The following is a 25,044-nucleotide window of genomic DNA, read 5'->3' on the forward strand; positions in this document are numbered from 1 at the left end:
GTTAGGCTACGTCCGCCGCAACAGTTTCCTTCTCGCGACGAGCCTTTGCCAGATGGGCAACAATCGACGGTGCAGCGTCAAACCCCTCACTATTCTCCTTTGTCTCCATGTCACCATACAAGAAGTGCTGACGATCCATATGTGCGCGTTCAAGCAATGGCCCAACGTGGGGGAGTTTGGTAAGAAACAGATAGAGTGCATAGGTATCATCGGGGCAAAGTCCGTAGGCAGGTTCATCACGACGGGCTGCATAGACCGTCAGAGCGCCATCGGTTCCAACGGTAAATTCAATACCGCCGATGTTGTACGAAAAGACTGGCACAACATCCACCTGTTGGGCATTGGCTTCAGCTTCAACGGTCACGACTTCAGCACTATCGGTGGCAGCTTCTTCATCAGCCAAGGCAGTGACAACTTCCAAGGCAACTTCAGCATCTTCAGGGGTTAGGTCGCTAATATCGGCGTGTGAGGCACGGCGCAACATCTCGTAGACCAATTCGTTTAAGCGGCTTTCGCCTTCGCTATAGGAGCTGGCATAGCCGATCAATTCGCCGTTCAGGTACAAGGCGAAGTCTTTGGTTAGACGGTCGTAGCGGATTGCTTTGGTGAATGCTGGTGTGGTAGAATTGTTGGCGGTCATTTGAAAGCCTCGATCTTTCTGTGACTATGCCCTGTTGATGTTCACAGCACCAACAGGGCGCTTTTGTTTATTGATAAGAAAAGTATAGCACACTCTATAGAGTTATTCAATAGAGAATTATACATCATTGACTAGAGAGATGTATAGTCTTATACTGTACCTTGGACTGTTCTATTAGGAGGCGGCAAATGACCTATCTGCGAATCAAAGAACTTGCCGAGGAACAGGGGTTGAACATAACAACCTTTGCACGTAAGGCTGAGTTGTCCTACACAACAGCCCACAATCTCTGGCACGACAGGACAGATCAACTCAACAGAAGAACTCTTGACCGCGCCGCAACGGCGTTAGGGGTAACTGTTTCAGATCTTTTCGGCGGCAAGCCAGGTGTGCCACAGGAAGCCGATCAAGGGGCGGATGAGGGCGACACCAAGCGCAGTGGGGTATAACAATGGATGGCATAACAGATGAATTGATAGCAGCATTTTGGGCAAAAGTAGATCGTTCTGGTGGTCCTGATGCCTGTTGGCCTTGTGGCAAGGGATACAGCCCTCGATCTATTGAGATTTCGCCGGGCAGATATATGGTCGCAAACAGACTTGCCTACGCGCTTACCTATGGGGCAGTTGATAGCAAACTGGTGGTTCGACACCGATGCGCGAATAGTGTTTGCTGTAATCCCTCGCATCTCGTGTTGGGGACACAACGCGATAATAGCCTTGATTGGGTCGTGCGTAAGCGATTGGGCGTGAAGCGGGGTGTATTACTCATCCATGAAGAAATCATTTAACATGTCACAGTTGCAGCGCCAAAGCGGTCTGACCATTGGAATGATCCGGCGTTACTGGTATAACGAAACAACTGAGGTAAATCTAGAGGCGCTAGACAAGTTGGCAACATTACTAGGTGTTACACCTGGTGAACTACTGAAACACGGAGAGCACAAAGCCGAGGATAATAATTGAAGCCCTCACGCTGCTACCAACAGCCGAGGGCGCGGCTACACCGAACCAAGGAAGGCATAGCGACGGCTATTATACCCGATAATAGTCGTTTTTTGACTGTATGAGATATAGTATGTTTCACGCAGTCAAAACAACCGAACCACGTTTGATTGCTATTCACGAGATAGCCTGCTATTTCTCTCTTTAATTGCTCTTCGTCAGAACTAGCACGCATTCATCCCACGCCCACAAGGGGCGGGGTGTTCTGCGGCAAACCTATAAAGCGTTGAATACTACTTGGCAGGACATACCAATCCAACCAATCGATCAATAAATAGTTTGCTTGGGCTTCAAGTAAGTCTGCATTGATTAAATCTAGCGAACGTCCATCCAATTCAAGCAGTTGGGGAGCGCGAATCGCTTGCGGCAACATCGCTAATAACCCTAAAAGTTGTTGGGTGGTTGGTTGTAATGCGGCATAACTCCACTGAATGAGCTGCCCTAGGCTTTCAAAAGGCTGCATGTTCATGGTGCGAAGTTGTGTCCCAAGCGTCGCCAAATCATGGGTTGCAGCTAAACCAGCGGCTAATTCTAAAGCGAGGGGATTTCCGTCAAGCAGCTGACAAATCTGAATGAGTATTCTCCGTTGATCTAGCTTGGTTAGATCAATCGGCTGAAACGTCGTTAATCGTTCAAGCAAGAGTTGCAAGGCAGGATTCTCAGCAAGCAAGGTAGGTTGATCGTCACGTTGAACATAACCAAGCGGTTCAACATGATGTAAACATTCATTCGGCACATTTAGCCGCTGGCAGCCAGTCGATATAACTCGCACAAACGGCGCAGCCTGCAACCCATCAATCAACCAAGCCGCCAGTTCTGGTTGATTCAGATTATCAATGATCAGCAAGATTTGGCGTGAACCAAAATAGGCTTGAAACCGCTGGCGTGGATCGTCGCATAACGGATCAAGCCCAAGTTGGCTTAAACAATGCTCAGCAAGCGCCGCCAACTCAATGCCATCATTCAGCCGCAATAGGCAAATTCCATCACCAAACATTGAGCTAACCCGTTGGCTCATTTCCAAGGCCAACCGTGTTTTACCCGTTCCAGCCGCGCCAACCAAGCTAATCCAATGACAGCCTTGATCAAACAGCAATTGAATTCGCTCAAGATCGAGGGTTCGGCCAATAAAGCTGGTTTTGGGCGTGTGGTTGGGCAATTGCGCCGATTCTGAGGCAGGGTGATCATTGGCAAGTGGCACTGGTAATAAGCCACTCAAACGCTGGCAGAGTGCCTTATGTTGGCGATGAAAGGTGGCTGGATGAATTGCCAACACATCGCAATAATATTCAACTGTGGCATCGGGATAGTCGAGCAATGCGTTGAGCAAGCGCAATTCTTTGGTTTTAAGTGGATAGGTTAAGAGGTGTTGACGCAGTTGCCGAATGCCGCCAAATTCAGCGATAACCAGCGTCCAAGTAGGATGCTCCAGCAGCCGTTGCGGGTAGTTTAACAGCGTATGCACAACGTCGGCTGTCCATTGTAGTGTTTTTGGTGTGGTCATAGCAGGGTCGCCCTATCGTACCCAAATTAAGCTAAAACCATTCTCATCGGTTGGCTCTCATGCCAACCTTCGCCCCTCAACTCCGCTCAAGATACGCTTAACTCAACAAACCGTTGCGCTTCAAGAAACCACTTAAGGCCTCGTCGCTTGGCTCAGTAATCACCGTGCCACGATCATACGAGCGAGCTTGGCGGCCTGCTGGCAATGGCGCTGGCGCTTCGAATGGCACATTGCTGCCCGCTTCGGCAATCACAATTGTGGGCACACTGCGATGCCCAACCCACCCCTCAACCAAGGCTCCTGCCTCAGCATCTTGATCGATATTGATCTGGGTGTAGGCCACGTTGTTAGCGGCCAAAAAACGCTGCGAACGAGCCAAATCCGGGCAAAAGCTCGTTCGACCATACACGACGACATGTTTACTCACAAGAAACCTCCATAAGCACCGCTGGACAAGGATAAAATGAGGTGCGCTATGATCGTACTTCGCTTTATGCCATTGTCAAACGCCAGAACACCTCGTACAATGAAGGGCAGCGACGCAATGGAGAACTCCCATGCCTGATGCAAGCAATGGCCATGTGTTAATCGTCGAAGATGACCTCAGTATTAGCCGGATGTTTCAACTGCTGCTACGTGATGCTGGCTATCGCGTATCATTGGCCAACAGCAGCGAAGAAGCTTTGCAATTTGTCCGCGTCATCACTCCTGATATTATTTTGTTGGATATTTCCTTGCCCGGCATGAATGGGGTTGATCTCACTCGCCATTTGCGCAGTAACCCCGCAATTCCCTTTATTCCAATTATTCAAATCACGGCGCTCGGCGATTTGCGCACCAAAGTTGCCGCACTTGATGCTGGGGCCGATGATATTTTAGTCAAGCCAATCGAGTTATCCGAGCTTTTGGCGCGTTTGAGGGTAATGCTGCGGTTGCAAAAAAACCGCCGTGGCCTCGAAGAATCGACCCGCCAAATGCATATTTTATATGCCATCAGCCAAACGCTCAACAGTTCGCTCGATATTAATAGCATTTTGCGCGATTTGGTGCTGCAATTAGCCAATGCCTTGGGCGCAGTTCGCACCTCGATTATTTTAGTTAACGATCATAACACGCCATTTTATGCCTCGTCGGTCAAAGAAACCCTCAACACCGAGAGTATTCAACGGGTCATTCGCGATGGTGTGGCCGGATGGGTTATGCGGGCCATGAAACCGTTGATCATCGCCGATACCGCCCGCGACCCTCGCTGGATCTCGCTTGATCGTCGCACCGAAACCACCCGCTCGATTTTATCAGTACCACTAATTCATCAAGGGATTGTGGTTGGTGTGGTTACCGCAGCCCATACCCGTACCAATTATTTTACCCAAGAGCACCTTGAATTAGCCCAAAATATTGGCAACCAAAGCGTTACAGCTTTTAATCACGCCCAACTTTTTCAAACCACCGTCCAACAAAAGAGCCTGCTCGAACGCCGCTCGCAAATGTTGGAAGAATTGTTGAATGTCGGCGAGCGCTTGAGCCTCAATTTGCCCTTGCAAGATGTTTTGAATGAGTTAGCCCAAGCGATTCATCGTTCGTTGGGTTTTCGCCAAGTGATTATTCATGTGTTTGGGATTGATGATGTTGAGCCAGCCCAAGGTGTAGCCGGAGTTCAGCGCGAACAAATTCAACAACTCTGGACCAATGCCCAGATTCAGCAAAGCATTGTCCCGTTGCTGCGGGAGCGGTTTCGCATCAGTCGCTCGTATTTCGTGCCTTCAGGCTATAAGCTTGACGACGAAGAAACCAATCAACTGCCATTTGGCGCGATTGGGATTCGCCAAGCCGATTATTTGTTTGTGCCCTTGGGTAGCCCGCAACAATTGCTTGGACTGATGATCGTCGATCTGCCAAATAATTTGATCACCCCCGATTTAGCCACGATTCAGGCGCTCGAAGTCTTCGCCAACCATGGCACAACCGCAGTTAACAATAATCGCTTGTTTGCGCGAGAGCATACCCGGGCCAATCAATTGCAATTGTTGGTTGAATTAGGCCGTAATTTCGCCGAGCTGATGACTCCCGATCAACTATTGCGCTTGGTTGCCTCTTTGGTTCGCCATAGTTTTGGCTTCAACAGCGTGGCAATTTTGCTCAAGCACAATAACGAATTCATGCTGCGAGCCGGAACCCACAATTTTGCCCATAATCCCTACAACCAACCATTGAGCATCGATGCGCGAATTTTACAAGCCTTAGAGCACTACCAAAGCTGGCTCAGCAACAATAGCGAGCAGTTTTGCTTAAATTATGAGTGGGGTGAGCCAACGATCGTCGCCGAGTTGATCGTGCCCCTCCATACCCACGAAGGCATTCAAGGCCTCTTGGTGATTGGGCATAGCGATCCAAGTGCCTTAGATGGCCTCACTCAATCAATTTTAGGAGCAATTGCGGTTCAGTTGACCGTTGGGTTGGATAACGCCAAGCTGTTTTTGCGCGAACAAGAATATATTCAACAACTTAATCGAGTTAACGACATTGCCCTACAACTAACCAGTACCACCACCGAGCCAGCATTTCATGAGATTATGCAGCAAGTTGCGGCCATGTTTCAGGCTCCCCAAAGTATGTTAGTGTTGGTTGATCCCGATCAGCGCCAGATTACCCGCAGCATTGCCTACCCACAATCGTGGTTGCACGAGCTACCAGCCTTGCCAGAGTTATTGGCCAGCCTCGACGAAAGTCGCGTACAAATGCTCAACCACCAGCATGCCTCGGCTTTAGGCGAAGTATTACGTCAAGCTGAAGTGAATACTGTGGTGGTAGCCCAGTTGTATAGTGCAGAACGCTTGCAAGGCCTTTTGTTGATTAAGCCCGCTGATATGCACTATGTTTGGCGCTCGAATGACCGTAATTTGTTGCAAACCCTGGCCACGCTATTTGCCCAAGCCTTGGAAAACCAACAACTGCAAGCCCAACGCCTAGAACGTTTACGCGCCGATTTACAACGCTACATGGCTCCGCCCTTGGTTGAGCAATTGCTTAGCGAAGGTGGTTTTGGCGAGGCTAGCGAACGCGATATTGTGGTGCTATTTGCTGATTTGCGTGGGTTTACGGCGCTCAGCGAAAATCTCGCACCCCAAGTCGTGGTCAAGCAAATTCTCAATCGTTTTTTTGATGAAATGACTGCTGTACTCTATCGTTATGATGCGATTATCGATAAGTTTTTGGGCGATGGCTTGATGGCGGTTTTTGGCTCGGTGCGGCCATTGCCCAACGATGCTGAACGTGCCATGAATGCCGCAATCGATATGCAGCAAACCTTCGCCAAACTGCAAACTGAATGGCAAGCCAGCTTTGGTTATGCAATTGGCTTAGGGATTGGCATGAGTTGTGGGCGGGCAGTGGTTGGCAATATTGGCTCAGCCCAACGCATGGATTACACCGTAATTGGCGATGTGGTAAATACGGCTAGTCGCTTGGTGGGGATTGCCGAGGCTGGGCAAATTATTATCACCCAGCCGTTGGCCCAACGTTTGAAGCGGCATAAACGCCAACTTGAGGAGCTTGAACCAGTTCAACTCAAAGGCAAACGCGAATTACAAGCGATCTACGCCATTCGTAAGTCACGCTAAATCCCCTCACCCTCAGCCCCTCTCCCACTGCGGTTGGCGACGGGTGTTCTACCCTTCGGTTCCCCCTCGCTCGCTCGGCGGGAGAGGGGGCAGGGGGTGAGGGCATGAAAATCGACGGTGCATTCCACCCAACCACTGTAAAAACCTACCCCTATAGGGCTAGGGGTAAGGGAATGCACTTACTCGCTAAACCACTCCAATTGGCTTGGTTGGAAGCTTGGCACGGCATAGCGCAAAAACGTATGCAAGCCTTCCAAATCCACCGAGGTTAAGTGATAACGCAAATCGCGTAGATATTTGGCACAAACGCCAGGCGATATGCTAATCCGCGGTGCATACAGTTGAGCCAATTCATCGATGCGCATGAGATTTTCGGCTTTAGCGGCCCGCAAGGCTGGTACAATTCCAGCTTCCCGCACAGCCTCAGCTTGATCGCGCCGCACGACCCAAACTGCAAAGACAAATGGCAAGCCACTGAGTTTTAGCCATTCGTCGCCCAGATCAAAGCAGTAGGGCAAACCACGTTCGCCCAAATGCCGACGGGTGGCTGCTTCAACTAAAGCTTTATCACCAATCATCAAGCCAGCCTGACATTCTGCCAACATTGCATCAAGATTCGAGGCCATAGAACGCCACTCCGGTTGAATGCGGTAATGGCGCTCGCACAGCACTCTGAGCAAATTGATGCTGGTAGCCGAATCGGTGGTTAATGCAACTGGCTGGCCGTCGAGTTGGCGTGGATCAGCCGACCACGAAAAGAGATTGACACTATTGACTGCTCCAATCGTGGCAATCGAGAAATCACGCACCACTAACAACTCATCAGCATGCAAGGCCCATTCATAGACCGACATTGGGGCAACCGCAACCTCGCCGCGTAAAACCGCCGCATTGATCGCCGTTGGCACTCCGCGTTGGACAGGCACATGCGGCAAACGCTCGGTAATGCCATAATCCATCGGTTGTGTATTTAAATAATCAATTACACCAAGCATAAAATTTAAAAGCGTGAGTACGCTAGGCGACTCACGCGATAGGCAAGGCTTCGGGCAAATGCTCCAAACCCTGCTATTAGTTCACAGCAATGTGATTATAAAGGGCATCCCGTTCAACTGCGGTTTTGCCTGCAGTCGTCACCAGATGCACTAATTCTGCCCGTGAGATACCTTGTTCGGTTTTAGCCCCAGCAGCGTGATAGATTTCTTCTTCGATCACCGTGCCGTCAACGTCGGAAACCCCAAACGATAATGCAACTTGGGCCAAACGTGGCGTGAGCGAAATCCAGTAGGCTTTGACATGGGCAAAGTTGTCGAGCAACAAACGGCCAATCGCCAAATTCTTCAAATCCTCGAAGCCTGTCGTCCAATCAAGCTTTTTGACCCGCCCCAAATTGTTGTTTTCAGGGTGGAAGGCCAGCGGAATGTAGGTCACAAAACCGCCAGTTTTATCTTGCTGTTCGCGCAAGCGCAACAAGTGATCAACCCGTTGCTCGAGGGTTTCGATATGGCCATACAGCATGGTCGCGTTGGTTTTAATGCCTAGTTCGTGAGCGATGCCATGAATTTCCAACCAACCATCGCCATCAACCTTTTCGGGGCAGATTTTACGGCGTACTGCTGGATGGAAAATTTCAGCCCCGCCACCAGGCAAGGCATCCAGCCCAGCCTTGCGCAAAATCTCAAGGGTCGTGCGCCAATCGAGATGCGAAATTTGAGCCATATAATCAATTTCAACTGCCGTAAAGGCTTTGACGTGAACATTGGGATAATGATCCTTCAATTCACGAATGATATCGGCATAATATTCAACATCGAGATCGGGCACTAAACCGCCGACAATATGAAATTCGCGGGTGCGTTCGCTAAACAAACGCCCGACGTGATCGATAATTTGTTCAGGAGTACGCACAAAGGCATCGGGTTCGTTGCCATTACGCCGAAATGAACAAAAATTACAGTGAAACGCGCAGACATTGGTTGGCGTAATGCGGTGATTTTGCACAAAATACACCACATCGCCATTTTTGCGCCGATTCACCGTATCGGCCAACTTACCCAAGGCTAAAATATCGTTAGTTTGATACAAACGCATTCCATCGTCAAACGAAAGGCGTTCGCCTGCTTCAACTTTTTCAGCAATATCGGAGAGTGGCGACTTCGCCAACAGAATAGCCATAGACAGTTCCTTTCCGCGCTACTGTGTTCATTATATCACAATGTAACAGCAAATTTCAGCTTGATGCAACCCATTCTAGCGCTATGTAGTACAAGAATTAAAACTTCAGGCAACAACAAACAAGGGTAGTCGCGAACAACTACCCAACACTATAGCACCACTATTAATCACGATTATGCCAACGGGCTTTGGCGCGATCATAGAGCCAGTGCAGGTAGCGCGTACTTTCGCGAGCCAAGCCCAACACATTGCCTGAGCGCAATAGCTTGACAGCTTTGGTTGCTCGCTCTGGAAAGCTTTTCTTGGGAACATATGCAGCGTGCAAGCGTTCGGCAAACGCACTTAATTGCAAATACTCAGCCTGCATTAAGGCTTGTTGCGCTGCCAGATAGGCCGCTTCAGGCTGTGGCTCAGGATCGCGCTGGTCTTCGTAGGCGACAGCATAGGCGCTACGATAACAAAGCCGCCCGACTTGCGGCATACCGTTATAGCTCAATGATCCGCCAGGTGTAGTTTGAAAATCGAAGCGTAAGCCAGGTGCTTGATCGCAACTCACAACAGCATGCAGCGCCTGATTGCGGCTTGCTGGCAAGGGGGCAAACTCAAAACTCAGCCAACCATCAGCATACTGCGCCTGTTTGGTATCAACCATGGATTGGTCAGGGTTCACCAAGGCATCATAAAGTTGCAAGCGCATTGGATGTTGCGGCGCTTGGGCCAAGGGAATTTCCCAGCGACATAAGCCATCGTTCTGAGCGACAAACCGTTGTCCAACCTGGAAGCTGGCACTTAACGCTGGAGTAACCCCATCGCCAAAGGGATGTTCACTGTCGGGCATGGTTTGTGGCGTATCCAACGATTGCACAGCACTGCCAACAATTTTACCTAGTGCTTGCTCAACATCACGAGCCGAGCGTTCCCAACTCAAGGTTTTGGCATGCGCTAAGGCCGCATTGATCAGGCGTTGGCGTAAGGCTTGATCATTCAACACTTGCAGCAAGGCCTTAGCCACAGCTGCCGGCTCAGCTTGGGCTAATAATCCAGTTTTACCATGATCAACCAAAAAGTGATTGGGTGCTAAATCCAAGTCGATCACAGGGCAGCCAGTTGCCATCATCTCCGGTGGCATCAACGAAGGATTGGTCGAAGAAATAACCAAACCAGCGGTCGCCGAAGCATACAACTCGGCTAGCTCATCGGGCGTTAGAATCCCTTTGTCGGTAAACTCAAACGGTGTCCAATAATGTTTCAGGCCTTTATCGCCAAAGAGCACAATTTCGACATCAGGTCGTTGCTCTTTCACCAAAGCCAGCGCTTTGATCCCTAGGTCAAAACAGCGGCGCGGCGTTGATGGCCGAGCATAGAAAATCACCCGCGGTTTTTTGCTGGCTAGTTGAGGTCGAGGATAGTAGCGCTCGTGCTCAACCGCAAAATCAAAGGGATAGGTTGTGGCTTGATATTGCTCGTGAAGATGTTTTGCCAGCCAATGGCCCAAGGTAATACACGGCCAACCCTGTTTGTAGGTCGCCTCGGCTCGCAGCCAATCGTCACCCATTGCATAGAAAAATGGCTCGAAATCTTGCACAAAATAAGCGCGGCGAATAGCGGGATCACAGCGCTCAAAGCCACGAGTTGTGCCCCATTGAGTTGCCAACACCACATCATAGCCGCTAATTCGCTCAGGCCAGAAATAGATTTTGGCATGCACAACCCCAAAAAAGCGCTGAATATAGCGCTCGGGCCGATCAACCGAGTCGGTTGGATAGAGATCAGGATTCATGAAAATAACATTTTCATGGCCAAACATGGCTAATAAATTAATAATGCGAAAAATATTGGCATAGCCACCAGAGCCAACAATGGGGGCCGATAACAGCCAAGCAATCCGCAGACGTGGCGGTTGGGAAGATTGCATAAATATTGCTTATCCTTTGCGTGCTAGCACTCGTTGAAATAGCTGATTGAGGCGATTGCTTAGGCGCATCACACGGCCATTGGCAACTCGTTGAATATGCTGTTCCAACCCTTGCGCATAGTCTTTGGTTTGATTATAGAGCGTGGTTAAGGCTTGAATTTCATCCTTCAGGCGTTGAATGTCGCTATTGGCCGCATTCAATTGATCGATGATCACATTGTTGGCGCTGCCACGGGTCGGTCGCGGTTGATACTGCGCTCGAATCGTTTGCAACACATGAAATAATTCACGGCTACGAGCTTGCGGCGTGTAGCGAGCATGCACATCAGCTAGGGCTGCCTCGCCCAGCTGGCGGCGTAGTTCCGGGCTAGTCACCAACGCAGTCAACGCCGTAACCCATTCTTGTTGACTCGTAGCCAACATGCCATTTACGCCATGGGTGATCGCTACTTGAAAAGCTTCAATCGGCGAGGCCACCAATGGAACGCCTACCAAGCCAGCTTCCATATATTTGACTTCACTTTTGGATTGACAAAAGGGATTATCAAGCTCCAGCGGGGCCAAGGCAAAATCGACTGCGGCAATTTCGCCAGCTAACTCAGGCAATGGCACAAGCCCACGCCGCTCAATCCGATCAAGCACAGAATCAAAGGCCGACGATAACTCAAGCGGACCAACAATTCGCAAACGAACATGGGAATATTGCTGCAAAATGTGTAAAATAGCCGCTTCAGCCTGAAGAAAATCACTGTTATGGGTGGCAGTGCCGCTAAAATAGCCAATAATCACTGGATCTGTTGCTGCTGGCAGAGGTTGAGCACGACGATGGGTGGCAAAAGGTTGAGCATGATCGATCTGTTGCTGGCTCAAGGCGTTGCGCACAACATAGGCTGGCAAACCAAAAATGCGCACCTGCTCGGCTAATGGCTCAGTTGAGACAATCACCGCATCACACATCAACATTGTGCGGCGATAGCGCTCGACTCCATCGCGATACAGCGCCACATCTTCAGCCGGCCAATCCTTGATTGCATCAACATAGCTCAGCAAATCTGGCCGAAACACCAAATCATCGGTATCGAAGATCACTGGGTGTTGCAACGCTTGATGTGAGTAAATTAATTCCTCGATCATCGGATCATGAGCTACCCGATGCAAAATCAGCAAATCATAGCGTAGCGCCTTGGCAATCTCCATTGGGTCAACATACAGGCTGGTGACCTCACTCTGGATCGTATACCAATGCAGTTGTTCTTGGCGATGGCGACAACGATAATTGCCTGCGTTGCCAACATCGCAGCCAGTAAGCATATGCACTTGCTGATCAATCAGTTCAAGTTCGGCCTCAAATTGCGTGGTCAATTGGGCATAATCAGGCTGCCCAATTGGCTCTTGGAATTGGCTAAGAATCTCTCGTAGGCTGGTTTCATAGCCAGCGGCAGCGGCAGCAATCGTGTATTTAGCACAAACATGGGCATAGGCCGCTTGGCCAATCTGCTCACGTAAAGCTGGATCTTGGATTAATTGGATTAAATTGGTTTGCCATTGCTCAACCGTCTGAGCCAAAAAGCCATTCTGGCCATGCTCAATCGCCTCAGCAAAGGCCGGAATTGGCGTAGCCACCATCGGCAAACGCAAGGCTGCTGCTTCAAGATATTTAAGTTCACTGCGGCAGCGCGTAAATTGATTTTCATGATCGAGCGGTGCAATCACAATATCCGCTTGGGCCATAATGTTTGGCAACTCGGCCAAAGGTACAAATGGCGCATATTCCACTTGATCAGCAACTAGCTTGAGCAGATCAGGCAGGTCAATGTGCCCACCTAACAATAAACGAACTTGGGGATATTGCTGCAGCACAGTTACCAGCGCTGGCGCAATCAAGGCCAAATCGGCATTATGCGAAAACGTGCCGCTGAAATAGCCAATCGTGAGCTGATCATGGGTGGTGCGAGCACGATAGGCCTGCTCACACCAGGCTAACCAATCATCGCCGATGACATTGCGCTGAACCCAAACCGACTTGTGCAAGGCTGTGGCAGCCTCGGCTAGAGCGCTAGTGCTGACGGTTGCCGCCACACATTGCTCAAAGACTGGCGCATTACCAAGCGCATAGGCTCGCCAACGTTGGCGTTCAAAGCCTTGATTTTGGGCCACAATCGGCATTGCATCAACCAAACTTGGGTCAAAAAGCAGATCATCGGTTTCATACACCAATGGTCGCCCGGCGGCGGCTTGGCGCACCAATTGCCAAAAATGGCTTTGCTGAGGACGATGAATAATTACTAGATCAGCTTCGGCAATTGCGGCGATAACCGCAGGGTCGGTTTGCCAAAATAAGCTGGCCGTATGCCCACGCTGCTGCAACAGCGCAATCGCATGATCACAACGGTAGCGTTGGGTCTCGCCGCCACAGCCACTCCAAAAAACCACATTTAGTTGAGTCATCGGCGAATCCCCTTCAACAAGCGTGATAAACCTCGCGAAAGTCGCTCGATCGGCGAGGCCGCAAATTGTTGTTGCAAAGTTGTATGTTGCCAATTCAGCTGATCAAGTTGGGCTTGCACGCCACGTTTTTCAGCCTCAAGCTGCGCCGCCAACACCGAGGCATCAAGCAAACGCCGCTGAAGATCGCGATGCTCAGCTTGTAAATCAGCAATATCTTGATCAAAGCGTTGCACATTGATCAGCCAATCTAATTTCTCGATTTGCAAGCCATGCTCAGCTTTTAAATCCAGCAACTTCTGATCAAGCGTCTGCTGATATAGCACTGTATCATAGGCCGTGCTGGTCAGGATTGGTAAAACCATGCTTAATAAATCGCTAGCAGGATCAGTTGGTGTTGCCCGTAGCGAGCGCTCAACCAAGGTTTGCAACCTTACGTCAAGCTGACCAGCGGTAGCAATTAAATAGATGCGACGATAGCCAGGCCCACGTTGGTCGTAGGCATAAAAGCGTTGATTATAGAGCGCATCGAAATTGGCATGCATCGCATCACGCTGGTGTTGGCGAAACAGTAAATGCTTCAAGACCATCAACAACTGCCAATGTGGCAAATAGCCACTTTCAAAGGCAAGATAATCAAGTTGTTCGGATTGGAGCCAAGCCTCAACCAAAGTCGATTGGGGCAAACCATATTGAACATGCTCATTCAACATTGAATTATGCATGTTCAATTGGCCCAGATAATCGCGCAACATCGCCTCAGATGTCGCAACATTGGCGAGTGCGTGGGGTGCAGCTAAAAAAACTGCTCGGCTAGCAACCCGCCGTAATTCAGCCAAAAAGCTGTTGCGCCCCTCGAGTGGAATATGCTCAAGCGTGTCGCAACTCAAGACAATATCAAACGACTGATCATCAAAGGGTAATTGAGTGCCATCAGCCTGCTGATAGCCCACGCCCTCATAATCAGTGGTATCAACCACCAATGTTTCATCATTAGGAAAAAAAGCTTGAAGTGGCAGCACGCCGTTGCGTGGCGGAAAAAAGCCGCCAACATCAAGAATGCGCCAACGCTGATCGCTGGCCGCAGCAGCCTGTTTTAGCAAAAAAATTGCCTCAGCACTGACACGATAACGCTGATATTGATCAAAGGGCATCGTGAGCAGCTCATCGGAAATCCAATGCTCAAGCACAGGAATCATCGTCATTGCAACCCTTTCCAAAGTACACCTACAAAATGCGAATTATAGCATACTCTGCGCAGATCGCTAGTTGTGACACTTCTAAAATCTATCTAGCTACGATTAATGTATACATTTATTTTTATAATTCTATGTGTAATGTATATATAATCTCAATATTTATAATTAAATGATTCTATTTCTAATTGTCTATTTTACAAAATCTAGCTGATAAATCACTCAAATATTACAGATAATCAACAAAAAAACCGCAGCATTGCTGCGGTTTCAATTAAATCATGCTTTGAATCATTATTTAGATTAATATTAGAATTTCAGCTTAATATGCAATTTATGAATCTAAAAAATCTATACTAATCACATAATAATCCATCAATATCGACAATCGCTTGACTATTTAATTTTCTAGGCGATCACAGAGCTGGGCCTCGTAGAGCGAGTTGGGCACTAGGCTGCCGCTGCGAATATCGGCAAAACCACCAGCACCAGGAAATGGATACGAGGTGCTACGTGTACCTGCCTGTGAGATGCTATAGTTTTGACCAGTTGGCGGCTTTTGCACCATCATGGTGCGATTATAGTTCCAGATGACTGAATGCACATTGCCCCAGCCATGCGATGTGCCATAATCGCCACGATTGATCAGCTTGATATTGCTGGTAGCGCTGGCATTAATTGTATCGAACAACAGGCCTTGGCTCCATTGACGATGGCCTTCGCTATCCGAGCCGCCGCCCTCGGTCGAACGATGCCAAACAATTCCCGAGGTGGTTTGGATGCCATTGGAGATAAAGTTATGGCGGCCACCAGTGGCATGAACCCGCGTAAACAACACGAGTTGGCTGTTCGATTCAGCATCGAAGTTGTAAAAACGCCCGCCAGTTCGAATACCAACTGGATCAAGCGCTTGCACATCCTCAACTGTGATCCGGATTGCGCCTTGGGTAAACACCCCAGCATGGCCAAAGTGCAAGACTGTAGCATTTTTGACCCAACTATTTTCTGCCCCAACAATTCCAATTGCATCCCAAACATGGTTCTCATCCTCGCCGCCAGCGGTCTGAATATCAACTCGCAGGTTTTCAACCCCAGCGTTGGTGATGATATTACGGCTAGCAACTGGGGCAACCGTGGCTTGGCTCAGCGCCCGATCCAAATGATTGAAGATCGGCGCATCAAGCGTCAGGGTTGTGCCAGCAATCTTGGTAACTCGGCGTGTCCAAGTCATATCCAACGCACCGACCGCCCACCAAGCATCACTAACTACTCCACCACCATTGACCGCGTTGATCCATGCTTGTGATGATGGATGGCGTACAATCACTTCTTGGCCCACCGTAAAACGGGTAGGATCGGCTATATTCAAGGTTTTGCTGCCAACTTGTACAAATTGATCGGTTACGTTGGTGGCGGAGCCAGCTGTCCATGGGGTTGAATCGCCATTGCCAACCACAATTAATGTGCGTTGATGCGGCGTATTGCTAACTCCTAGCAAAATTGTTGAGTTGCTGGCATCGCTGCCATCGCCACTGCCACGTAGCACCACGCCACTTTTGTTGATCCGTAGGGTTCCGTTGATGTTGTAGCGGCCAGGTGCAAGCAACAAGGCCCCGCGTAGACCGTTAGCATCAGGCGTGCGGTTGCCAATGCTATCAAGCGCCTGCTGAATACGAGCGGTATTATCGCCGCTAACAGGGCTGAGCGTTTGGACAACCGCCACGTTTGGCAGTGGCCGTTGGCCTGAATAATAGCCAGCATAGCTAAAATCGGGAATCCGATTGCGGGCACTATCGCTGGTGTATTGCAAACGCCCATTGTTGTAGCTGACCACCGATGATTGCCAACTGCCCGCAACGATTGCTGGCGGATAGTTGGCACAAAAAGCTGGAGCATAGCCAGTTGGCGGCGGAGTCGCGGTTGGCACTGGAGTTGCGGTTGCCGTTGGTCGTGGCGTTGGGGTTGCTGTTGGCAGTGGTGTTGGGGTTGCGGGGAGACTCAAATTGATATTGCAAAGATTGAGTGAACCAACGGCTCCTGTGCCCCCAACCACTGTCGCCAAAGTATTCAAATTGCTCACATTAGCTTGTTCGCTGCGAAAAGCGTAGTTACTAGCGATTAAAACTTCGCTGGCAGATGGCGGCGTAACATAAACACTGTAATTATGGGCAGCAAGATTGATCATCACCCGAAAACGATAGCGCGTATTGGCGCTGTAAGCCAAGGTTGTGGCAGCAGCATACGTTCCGCCGTTACGTGCATCAATTGAGCCAGTTGGATTAAAGCGCACGGCGATGGCCAAACCAGTGTAATCGGTTGGCACAGCATGGGCCAGCCCAACCACGGCATTGGTTGGGCTGGCGCTTGGGGTTGCCTCAAAAGTTAGGCTGAAATTGCTAGTTTGGTTGCTTAAACTGCGGCTTTGCCAACCTGTACCCGCCGTTGGATTCAAACAGCCAGCCGTTGGCGTTGCGGTTGCAGTTGACGGAATGCTGGTCGCTGGAATTGGTGTAGCACTTGGGGCAGCACCAACCTGCTTCCAGAGCGCTGGCGTAGTGGCTGGCTCCCAACCAACTAAAGCTGTATGGGCTTGCAAACACTCATAGATCGCGCCATTGAAGCTAACTTGGCTGCCAACCGCATAGGCCGTGTTGGCAGTCCATGGGTTGGGCGCGGCGTGGGCGGGCTGGTTGAATAAGAAACTTCCAAACAATCCCAAAACAATCATCAATGAAAAAAAGCGACGCATAACTACTCCCAACAATAGGTTAAGATTATTAACTTTTTTCAATGAATGTATAAAACATAGCCTAGTCAATTGTCAAGTACAAATATTAATAAAGATTTTAGATATAGCTTAAAAATAACTCAAAAGACCTATGCACCGAGGCTTGAAACTAGTATTAAGGTGATTATTTTGCCGCGATTACGACTGGTTCTGGGCAAATGATCATCTGTGTCGCCCGACTCAGGCCACTGGAGATCAACGTCGATGGCGATAACAATCATCAAGCAGCGTGTGATCTTGGCGCATTTGAGTTTGGCGCGATCAGCATGGAGCTTAGATCTATCTGTCATTTCTTTTTAGGCTCAGGCTCTTTGCACCTAGATCTCAACTGCCAATAATGCTATAAATAAACTCATTCCCAAGGCCGCAACAGCTAGATCGTTCGGGGCACAAGCCTCGCATCGCCGTGAACGAGAGATAAGGGTGAAGAACCATGGCAGCATGTTATTCAAAGGAGCCGCAATCATGATTCGTAAACGTTATCTTTTGCTGATCGCCCTCGTTTTAGCCAGCACGTGGCTTGTGCCAGCTGCCGCTCAAGATCAAACCAACCAGCAACCTTCGGCAGTTTTAGCACCTTCAGGCGAAATAATTACCTACCAAGGCATGTTGCGCGAAAGTGGCAGTTTGGCAAATGGCGTGTTCGATTTTCAATTTGGCTTGTACGCCGAATCAACTGGCGGCACAGCTTTAGGCCTCGTCACCCGCAATGATGTGAGTGTGAGCAATGGCTTATTTACCAGCGAACTCACCTTTAGCGAAGGCTTGTTCAATGGCGAAAGTCGCTGGATCGAGCTAGCAGTTAAGGCCGATGCCAGCAGCACCTATACCACACTTACGCCACGCCAACAGGTAACCGCCGCGCCCTTGGCTTTAGCCTTGCCAGGCTTCTGGACACGCCAAAACAGCTTTAGCCCCAACTTAATTGGCGGCTACGAAGGCAACACTGCCTCATCGCTGGCGATTGGGATCACAATTAATGGTGGTGGCAACTCAGGTGGCCTGAATAGCGCATACGATAACTATAGTTCAATCGGTGGTGGGGCTGGCAATATCGTCGGCAGCAACGATGGTAGCCCTAGCAATGATGTCTATTCAACGATCGGCGGTGGCATCAACAATACTGCCAGCCAAGAATATATTGTGATTGGCGGTGGCCAAACCAACAACGTCAGCGGCGCTTGGTCAACCATCGGCGGCGGCATCAACAATGTCATTAATAATAGTCGTTATAGCGTAATTGCTGGCGGCGGCGGCACAACAGGCAACACTATTTACGATGATTATGGCACGATTGCTGGGGGTAGCGAAAATATCGCTGGCTTAACTGGCGAAGCTGTAAGCCAAATGTATGCCACCGTCGGCGGTGGCCGTGCCAATATAGCCAGTGACAACTATACAATTGTGAGCGGTGGCCGCAGCAACACTGCCAGCGACGATTATTCAACGGTTGCTGGGGGATATAACAATAGTGCAGCCGCTCAATATGCTACGATCAGCGGTGGGGGAAGCTCCAATAGTGCCCAAGCTAACCGCATTTATGATGATTATGGCACAATCGGCGGTGGCACAAATAACGCGGCAGGCGTGACTGGCGATACAACTGGCCAGCAATATGCAACGGTTAGTGGTGGCAGTGGCAACACTGCCAGCGAAGATGCTGCCACGGTTAGCGGCGGAAGTGGCAATAGTGCCACCGCCAATTTCACCACGGTTGCTGGCGGCACTGGCAACGCTGCCAGCGGCGATACCAGCAGCATCGGCGGCGGCCAACTCAATGCAGCGAGCGGTAACTATTCAGTAATCGCTGGTGGTCGCGGCAATACTGCTTCAGCGCTTATTTCGGGAGTTGGTGGCGGCCAATCGAATCAAGCTACCAACTCTGGCGCATATGTTGGTGGCGGCCAGACCAATACGGCAACTGGCCAATATGCAGTCGTGGCTGGTGGGGTCAATAATGATGCCACCAATACCTATACTGCTGTCGTTGGTGGCCTAAATAATCAAGCGGCAGGCGCGGGCACATTTGTTGGCGGTGGTCAGAACAACAACGCCAACAGCACCCTGTCGGCAATCTTGGGTGGCAGCGGCAATACAACATTGGGTGATTATAGTATTGCTGCTGGCGAAAATGCGGTTGCAGCCCACGCAGGCAGTTTTGTCTGGGCTGGTCAACAAACCCAAAAAGCTGATAGCATTTCGACAACCGCGCCAGGTCAGTTTATTGTACGTGCGCCAGGCGGAGCTTGGTTTGGTAGCAGCACTAAAGTCGATATGCCCGACGGCGCAATTTTAGCAACCGAAAGTGGTGCTTTTCTGAGCAAAGGTGGCACTTGGGCCAATTCATCGGATAAAAATCTCAAATCAAATTTTGCTGCAATCGATCCCCAAGCTGTGCTCGATCAACTTGCCAGCATTCCGGTGCAAGCTTGGAGCTACAACAGCGAAGGCGCAGCAGTTCGCCACATTGGCCCAACCGCCCAAGATTTTTATGCCGCCTTTGGCTTGGGCACTGATGATCGGCACATTGCCACGGTCGATGCTGATGGTGTGGCCCTCGCTGGAGTCCAAGGTTTATACAATTTGGCCACCAAACAAGCCCAATTACTCGATCAACAAGCTGAGCAAATGGCGGCACTTGATGCACGACTCGCAGCGTTGGAACATGGCCAAAATCCTCAAAACAGTCTCCCATGGCTGTGGTTGATCGCAATTACCGCCGCTGCGCTTGGCTTGGGCTGGATGCTTGGCCGTCGCAGCAAGGGGCAACGCGCATGAAACGTCGCTTGCTCTGGTGGGCGATCCCATTGATCGCAATTATGCTAGCAGTTCAGCTAGCCCAAGCTCAAACTGGCGGGGTTTTTAGCCTCGATTGGTCAACGATTGATAGCGGCGGGGGCAATAGCACTGGCAGCAATTTCGATCTGCATGGCTCGATTGGGCAGACCGATGCCAGTGTAGCCCATACTGGCGACAATTTCAGTATTGAAGGAGGCTTTTGGTATGGGGTCTCAACTTTAACCCCAACACCAACCAACACACCAACCAACACACCAACCGCAACGCCAACCGCAACCAATACACCAACCAATACACCAACCAATACGCCAACCAACACACCAACTGCAACCGCAACGGCGACTAATACGCCAACCAACACACCAACCGCAACCGCAACCAACACGCCAACCAATACGCCGACTGAAACTAACACACCGACCAACACGCCAACCAATACGCCGACTGAAACTAGTACACCAACCAACACGCCAACCAACACACCGACCGAAACTGGAACACCAACTGCTACAGCGACCAACACGCCAACCGTAACGGCGACGAATCCGATTCCAAGTTATAAGGTTTATCTACCCCAAACAATACGTGGTGATAGCTCGCTGCGCCAAATGAATCAGCAGCGCAAGCTCGTGCAATCGATTTTGCAGCGCGGCTTCTTGGTGGCTAATTAAGCGCCAAACAGCAAGGGCATGGAGTTAATTCCATGCCCGCTCCAATCAGCACCAATCATAATCCCGATCTAGCTTTGCACTTGTATCCGCCCACTCAAGCGCTGTTTGCTTTTAACCGTTGCTTTAACAAACCATCATCCTGTGCTTGTACCCTTGGGTGTATCCGAAAAATCCTACAATCGGCTATACTTAGGCGCACACCCACGGAACACCCATTCTTCCTCTTGCATGGCACAAGGAGACCACCAGTGGCCTATTCAGTTCCGAGCACAGATTCAGCTCATCCAGTCAATGATCGACGGGAGATCGCAGGTTGGCGGCTTTACGACTGGGCAAACTCAGGGTTTACCACCACCGTGATTGCCGCTTTGTTTGGGCCATTTTTAGAGGCCTTGGCCAAAGAGGCAGTTGGTCCCAGTGGCACAGTGCTAAGCTTAGGCATCTACAAAGTTACTGCCGAATCGCTCTACCCCGATGCAGTTTCTTTGTCGGTGTTATTACAATTTCTCTTTTTGCCTTTGCTAGGAGCGCTAGCCGACTACACCAATATCAAAAAGCAATTATTGATGTTCTTTTGTTTGCTGGGTGCGGCGGCCACCACCATGCTCTTTATCGCTACCCCGGCAACTTATCTCTTTGCGGCACTCGCCTTTGTGGTTGCCAACCTTAGTTTTGGTGCTTCAATCGTTTTCTACAATGCCTTCCTCAACGAAATTACCACCGAAGATATGCGCGATAAGGTTTCGAGCCAAGGCTTTGCTTTTGGCTACATTGGCGGCGGGGTTTTGCTTGCAGTTAATTTGGTGCTCGTGGTATTTGCCGAAACATTTGGCCTGACAACCGCCATGGCCGTGCGCATCTCCTTGGCTTCGGCGGGGCTTTGGTGGGGCATTTTTGGCTACTTTGGCATTCAACGACTCAAGAATCGCGCTTCAGCTCGCAAGGTTCCCCCAGGCCAACATTATATAACGGTCAGTGTGCGCGAACTCTGGAGTGCCTTTCGAGATCTTGGGCGTTTGCGCCAAACCTTGCGCTTTTTAATTGGCTATCTGCTCTACAACGATGGCATCCAAACCGTGATTGGCATCTCATCAGTCTTTTTGGTCAACGAGCTATTTCTGTCCAAAGGCCAAACATCCGATGATGCCCAATCGTTTTTGCTTGGTTTGGTGCTGATGATTCAATTTGTGGCTTTCGGTGGAGCCTTGGGTTTTGAACGAATTTCGCGTAAAGTTGGCACCAAACGGGCGATTTTGATCTCGCTGTTTATCTGGACAGGCGTGATCGTGTATGCCTATGCCTTTTTGGATAGCGTGTTTCAGGCATGGTTTATGGGTGCGGCAATCGCCTTGGTGCTTGGCGGTTCACAATCACTTTCCCGCGCTTTATTCTCACGCATGATTCCCCATGGCCGCGAAGCCGCCTTCTATGGCATTTATGAAATTTCTGAGCGTGGCACATCGTGGATTGGGCCGTTTATTTTTGCACGGGTGATCGCCGCCACTGGCTCGTATCGCCAAGCAATTCTTTCGTTGATTGCGCTGTTTGCAGGTGGGATTGTGATTCTGTTACTTACCAACACCACCAAAGCAATTCACGATGCTGGCAACCAATTGCCAGAAGAAGCTGCCGCCAGCCATAGCTAAATTGGTCGATTAATCGAGGTAGCCAAGCATCAGCGATTGGTGCTTGGCTTTTTTGTGGATAGGAGCATCGTTTGACTGCCCGTGTAATTATTGCTGCCGCCCATAGTGGTAGCGGCAAAACCTTGTTAACTGCTGGCTTGATTGGAGCCATTCGGCGACTAGGACTCGACGTTCAGCCCTTTAAATGTGGTCCAGATTATATTGATCCTGGCCATCATAGTTTGGTTGCTCAACGCCAGTGCCGCAATTTGGATGCCTGGTTATTTACGCCCGAACAATTGCAACGCCATTTTTGCCAAATCGCCGCCCCCGCCGATCTGGCAATTATCGAGGGCGTGATGGGATTGTTCGATGGCTATGGCGCACTTGATGATACTGGCAGCACAGCCCATATTGCCCGTTTATTGCAAGCACCAGTCGTTTTGGTGGTCGATGCTGGCGGAATGGCGCGGAGTGCCGCTGCCGTAGTAGCCGGCTTTCAGCATTTTGATCCACAGGTGCAGATCGGTGGGGTTTTGCTAAACAAGGTTGGTAGCGCTCGCCATGCCGATTTATGTGCCACAGCGATTGAGCAGCATACTGGAATTAAATGCTTGGGCTATTTGCCGCGCCAAGCTCAATTCAGCCTGCCTGAACGCCATCTTGGTTTGGTTACTGCTCATTCTGCTAAACAGACTATTTTGAAAACGCTTGATGCGGTGGCAACGACGCTAAGCAGCACCTGTCAGCTTGATCAATTGCTGAGTTTAGCCCAAAGTGCGCCGCCAATTCAGCTAGAGCCACAGCCAATCAGTTCAATTGAGTATGAACAGCGGCCAGTAATTGCGGTGGCCTACGATGCAGCGTTTAGCTTTATCTACCCTGAGATGCAAGAATGTTTGCAAGCCGCTGGAGCCGAAATTGCCTTATTCAGCCCAATCGCCGATCAGCAATTGCCCGCCAATTGCACTGGAATCATTTTGAGTGGCGGCTATCCTGAGTTGTATGCTGCCGAGTTGAGCGCCAATCAGGCCATGCTCAATGCATTACGTCAAGTTCATGTTGCAAATTTGCCGATCTATGCTGAATGTGGCGGGCTGATGTACTTGACCGAGGCGATTGTTGACCAAACAGGCCAACGCTGGCCGATGGTAGGTTTATTGCCGGGCAGCAGCCAGATGCACCAAAAAGTCAGTTTGGGCTATCGCACGATCAGCGTTTGCAATGATAATCCCTTGTTCAGTGCAGCTAGCCAAGTGCGCGGCCATGAATTTCACTATTCGCGCTGGGAAAACCCTGAGCCAGCCACAGCCGCCTATCGCATAATTGCTCCTGATGGCTCGGCTCAACAATTAGAGGGCTATCAAGCAGGCAATTTATTGGCAAGTTATATTCATCTGCATTGGCTGGCTAACCCAAACATGGCTCAACGCTTTGTCGCAGCCTGTCGCCAAGCCATCAATTAAACCAAGCACAAACCCCGCTCATACCAAGATGAGTGGGGTTGAAATTTGAACTTAGATTTGGTAGGCAAGATCCTTGATTTGGGTCAGGCTGGCATCCTGCAAGCGCCCCGCCAAGTGGCGCTCACGAATATGGCAGGCTACCCCAACCAAATGACTGGCTCGCATAATTTGGTCGCTAAGTTTAATTCGATAGGGTTGTGGTGGCGGGCGATCAGCAAAATCAACTAATTCATCGATCAAATTAGCGGTTTCAAACCAAGGCAGTGGCGGTGGGCGATCAACGATATCATGCTCAAGCCAGCCTGTCAGTGTGCCAACATAACCCGACAGCTGGTTGGCCTGATTATGAATAGTCGCGCGGATGCTATCACGCCGATAGATCGCTTGTTCGCTATCGCTATAGCGCTCGGCAATCGCCAGCTGAATCAAGCCACGCTGCACATTCACAACAAACTCACGCAAATCGCAGGGCGGAATCGGAATTGGCGGCACAAGCCAATCGCGGTCGTGCAAATGCAGCCAATTGGGTTGGGGATACGGCCACCACCACGGGCAAATATCATCGTCATCGGGGAATAAGCCCGCCAAACTCGGGGCATTGATCAGCCGCTGGAACTGGGTTTGCATTTCGACCAAGGCCAAATGTTGACTCAATTCGGCAAATGCCAGATCCTGTGAGTAAAACGCGACCGTATAGCCATCAAGGCTGCGTATAATATCTAAGACCAGTTGACCAGCTTCGGGGATCGTTTCATGGCCAAGTTGGCCGCGATAACGCCGAATACGCCGTTTGGGCCACCACCATGGTCGCGTTGGCAAGCTCTCCTCGGGGTTTGGTCGATAGCTCACCAGATCACTCGTGCCCAGCCCGATCAGTTCTTGCAAATTCGACTCAAGATCTTTGAGACCAATTTCGTAGACTTCAGCACTAAATCCAGAATCGGCCAACTGGGCACTCATCGTGAGCATGGTCAGCGAGCGCAAACAACGAACGCTGATTTGGGCGCTTGGTGGCAGTTCCATGTCATTGGTTGCGGTTAAGCCTGCATTGGGGGTACTTGCTGGAGCCGCAGCCGCCTGGCGTTGCGTGCTCAACACGCTACTGGCAGCAACCGCCGCTAAGCCGCTCGTCGTCAGAAACTTTCGCCGTGAATGAGGTTTGTTCAGTCCATCCATCACACAACTCCTTTTAGTTG

General features: G+C 50.2%; 18 protein-coding genes. 8 read left to right on the top strand and 10 right to left on the bottom strand.

Annotated features, from left to right (window positions below; all coding sequences use genetic code 11):
* Position 1 precedes the first annotated feature (1 nt).
* On the bottom strand, positions 2–640 hold the full coding sequence (locus ABEB26_RS13525) for a hypothetical protein (RefSeq protein WP_345722554.1): 639 nt from the start codon (positions 638–640) through the stop codon (positions 2–4).
* Positions 641–828: 188 nt separating this feature from the next.
* Between ABEB26_RS13525 and ABEB26_RS13530 the strand changes: the two genes are divergently transcribed.
* From ABEB26_RS13530 to ABEB26_RS26950, 3 genes are all read left to right on the top strand, one after another.
* The gene (locus ABEB26_RS13530) at positions 829–1,089 is read left to right on the top strand and encodes a helix-turn-helix domain-containing protein (RefSeq protein ID WP_345722555.1); all 261 of its coding nucleotides are present in this window, start codon (positions 829–831) and stop codon (positions 1,087–1,089) included.
* A 134-nt stretch (positions 1,090–1,223) separates the two neighbouring features.
* Positions 1,224–1,430, top strand: coding sequence for an HNH endonuclease (locus tag ABEB26_RS26945; protein WP_407928474.1), 207 nt, complete (start codon positions 1,224–1,226; stop codon positions 1,428–1,430).
* Positions 1,414–1,605, top strand: a complete 192-nt coding sequence (locus tag ABEB26_RS26950) for a helix-turn-helix domain-containing protein (protein ID WP_486348309.1) — start codon at positions 1,414–1,416, stop codon at positions 1,603–1,605. The genes ABEB26_RS26945 and ABEB26_RS26950 overlap by 17 nt, the downstream gene beginning before the upstream one ends.
* A 214-nt stretch (positions 1,606–1,819) precedes the next feature.
* Here ABEB26_RS26950 and ABEB26_RS13535 read toward each other — a convergent pair whose 3' ends face one another.
* Positions 1,820–3,148 carry a hypothetical protein gene (locus ABEB26_RS13535; RefSeq protein WP_345722556.1) on the bottom strand — a complete coding sequence of 443 codons (1,329 nt, stop codon included), beginning with the start codon at positions 3,146–3,148 and terminating at the stop codon, positions 1,820–1,822.
* Between the two features lie 97 nt (positions 3,149–3,245).
* The gene (locus ABEB26_RS13540; RefSeq protein WP_345722557.1) at positions 3,246–3,575 is read right to left on the bottom strand and encodes a glutaredoxin family protein; all 330 of its coding nucleotides are present in this window, start codon (positions 3,573–3,575) and stop codon (positions 3,246–3,248) included.
* Between the two features lie 130 nt (positions 3,576–3,705).
* Between ABEB26_RS13540 and ABEB26_RS13545 the strand changes: the two genes are divergently transcribed.
* Positions 3,706–6,768 (top strand): GAF domain-containing protein, encoded by a 3,063-nt coding sequence (locus tag ABEB26_RS13545; protein WP_345722558.1) that lies wholly within the window; start codon positions 3,706–3,708, stop codon positions 6,766–6,768.
* Between the two features lie 179 nt (positions 6,769–6,947).
* Here the strand turns inward: ABEB26_RS13545 and ABEB26_RS13550 are convergent, their stop codons facing one another.
* From ABEB26_RS13550 to ABEB26_RS13575, 6 genes are all read right to left on the bottom strand, one after another.
* Positions 6,948–7,763 carry a menaquinone biosynthetic enzyme MqnA/MqnD family protein gene (locus ABEB26_RS13550; RefSeq protein WP_345722559.1) on the bottom strand — a complete coding sequence of 272 codons (816 nt, stop codon included), beginning with the start codon at positions 7,761–7,763 and terminating at the stop codon, positions 6,948–6,950.
* A gap of 76 nt (positions 7,764–7,839) precedes the next feature.
* On the bottom strand, positions 7,840–8,943 hold the full coding sequence (mqnE, locus tag ABEB26_RS13555) for an aminofutalosine synthase MqnE (protein ID WP_012189706.1): 1,104 nt from the start codon (positions 8,941–8,943) through the stop codon (positions 7,840–7,842).
* Between the two features lie 163 nt (positions 8,944–9,106).
* Entirely contained in the window at positions 9,107–10,858 is a 1,752-nt protein-coding gene (locus tag ABEB26_RS13560) for a glycosyltransferase family 4 protein (protein WP_345722560.1), read from the bottom strand.
* A gap of 9 nt (positions 10,859–10,867) precedes the next feature.
* Positions 10,868–13,306: a glycosyltransferase family 4 protein gene (locus tag ABEB26_RS13565; RefSeq protein WP_345722562.1), complete on the bottom strand. Its 2,439-nt coding sequence runs from the start codon at positions 13,304–13,306 to the stop codon at positions 10,868–10,870.
* Positions 13,303–14,508 carry a class I SAM-dependent methyltransferase gene (locus ABEB26_RS13570; protein WP_345722563.1) on the bottom strand — a complete coding sequence of 402 codons (1,206 nt, stop codon included), beginning with the start codon at positions 14,506–14,508 and terminating at the stop codon, positions 13,303–13,305. The genes ABEB26_RS13565 and ABEB26_RS13570 overlap by 4 nt, the downstream gene beginning before the upstream one ends.
* 391 nt (positions 14,509–14,899) lie before the next feature.
* Positions 14,900–17,248, bottom strand: a complete 2,349-nt coding sequence (locus ABEB26_RS13575) for a carbohydrate-binding protein (RefSeq protein WP_345722564.1) — start codon at positions 17,246–17,248, stop codon at positions 14,900–14,902.
* Positions 17,249–17,752: 504 nt separating this feature from the next.
* Here ABEB26_RS13575 and ABEB26_RS13580 point away from each other — a divergent pair.
* The 4 genes from ABEB26_RS13580 to ABEB26_RS13595 all read left to right on the top strand — a co-directional run bounded on the left by ABEB26_RS13580 (position 17,753) and on the right by ABEB26_RS13595 (position 23,848).
* Positions 17,753–20,065 carry a tail fiber domain-containing protein gene (locus ABEB26_RS13580; protein WP_345722565.1) on the top strand — a complete coding sequence of 771 codons (2,313 nt, stop codon included), beginning with the start codon at positions 17,753–17,755 and terminating at the stop codon, positions 20,063–20,065.
* On the top strand, positions 20,062–20,757 hold the full coding sequence (locus ABEB26_RS26955) for a hypothetical protein (RefSeq protein ID WP_486348310.1): 696 nt from the start codon (positions 20,062–20,064) through the stop codon (positions 20,755–20,757). Before ABEB26_RS13580 ends, ABEB26_RS26955 begins: the two co-directional genes overlap by 4 nt.
* Before the next feature lie 248 nt (positions 20,758–21,005).
* The gene (locus ABEB26_RS13590; protein WP_345722566.1) at positions 21,006–22,403 is read left to right on the top strand and encodes an MFS transporter; all 1,398 of its coding nucleotides are present in this window, start codon (positions 21,006–21,008) and stop codon (positions 22,401–22,403) included.
* 71 nt (positions 22,404–22,474) lie between these two features.
* Entirely contained in the window at positions 22,475–23,848 is a 1,374-nt protein-coding gene (locus ABEB26_RS13595; protein WP_345722567.1) for a cobyrinic acid a,c-diamide synthase CobB, read from the top strand.
* 51 nt (positions 23,849–23,899) lie between these two features.
* On the opposite strand, the gene ABEB26_RS13600 is transcribed toward ABEB26_RS13595, so the two are convergent.
* Complete coding sequence (locus ABEB26_RS13600) at positions 23,900–25,024, bottom strand: hypothetical protein (protein WP_345722568.1); 1,125 nt, start codon at positions 25,022–25,024, stop codon at positions 23,900–23,902.
* Between the last annotated feature and the right edge of the window lie 20 nt (positions 25,025–25,044).

The sequence above is a fragment of the Herpetosiphon gulosus genome, assembly GCF_039545135.1.
GTDB lineage: Bacteria > Chloroflexota > Chloroflexia > Chloroflexales > Herpetosiphonaceae > Herpetosiphon > Herpetosiphon gulosus.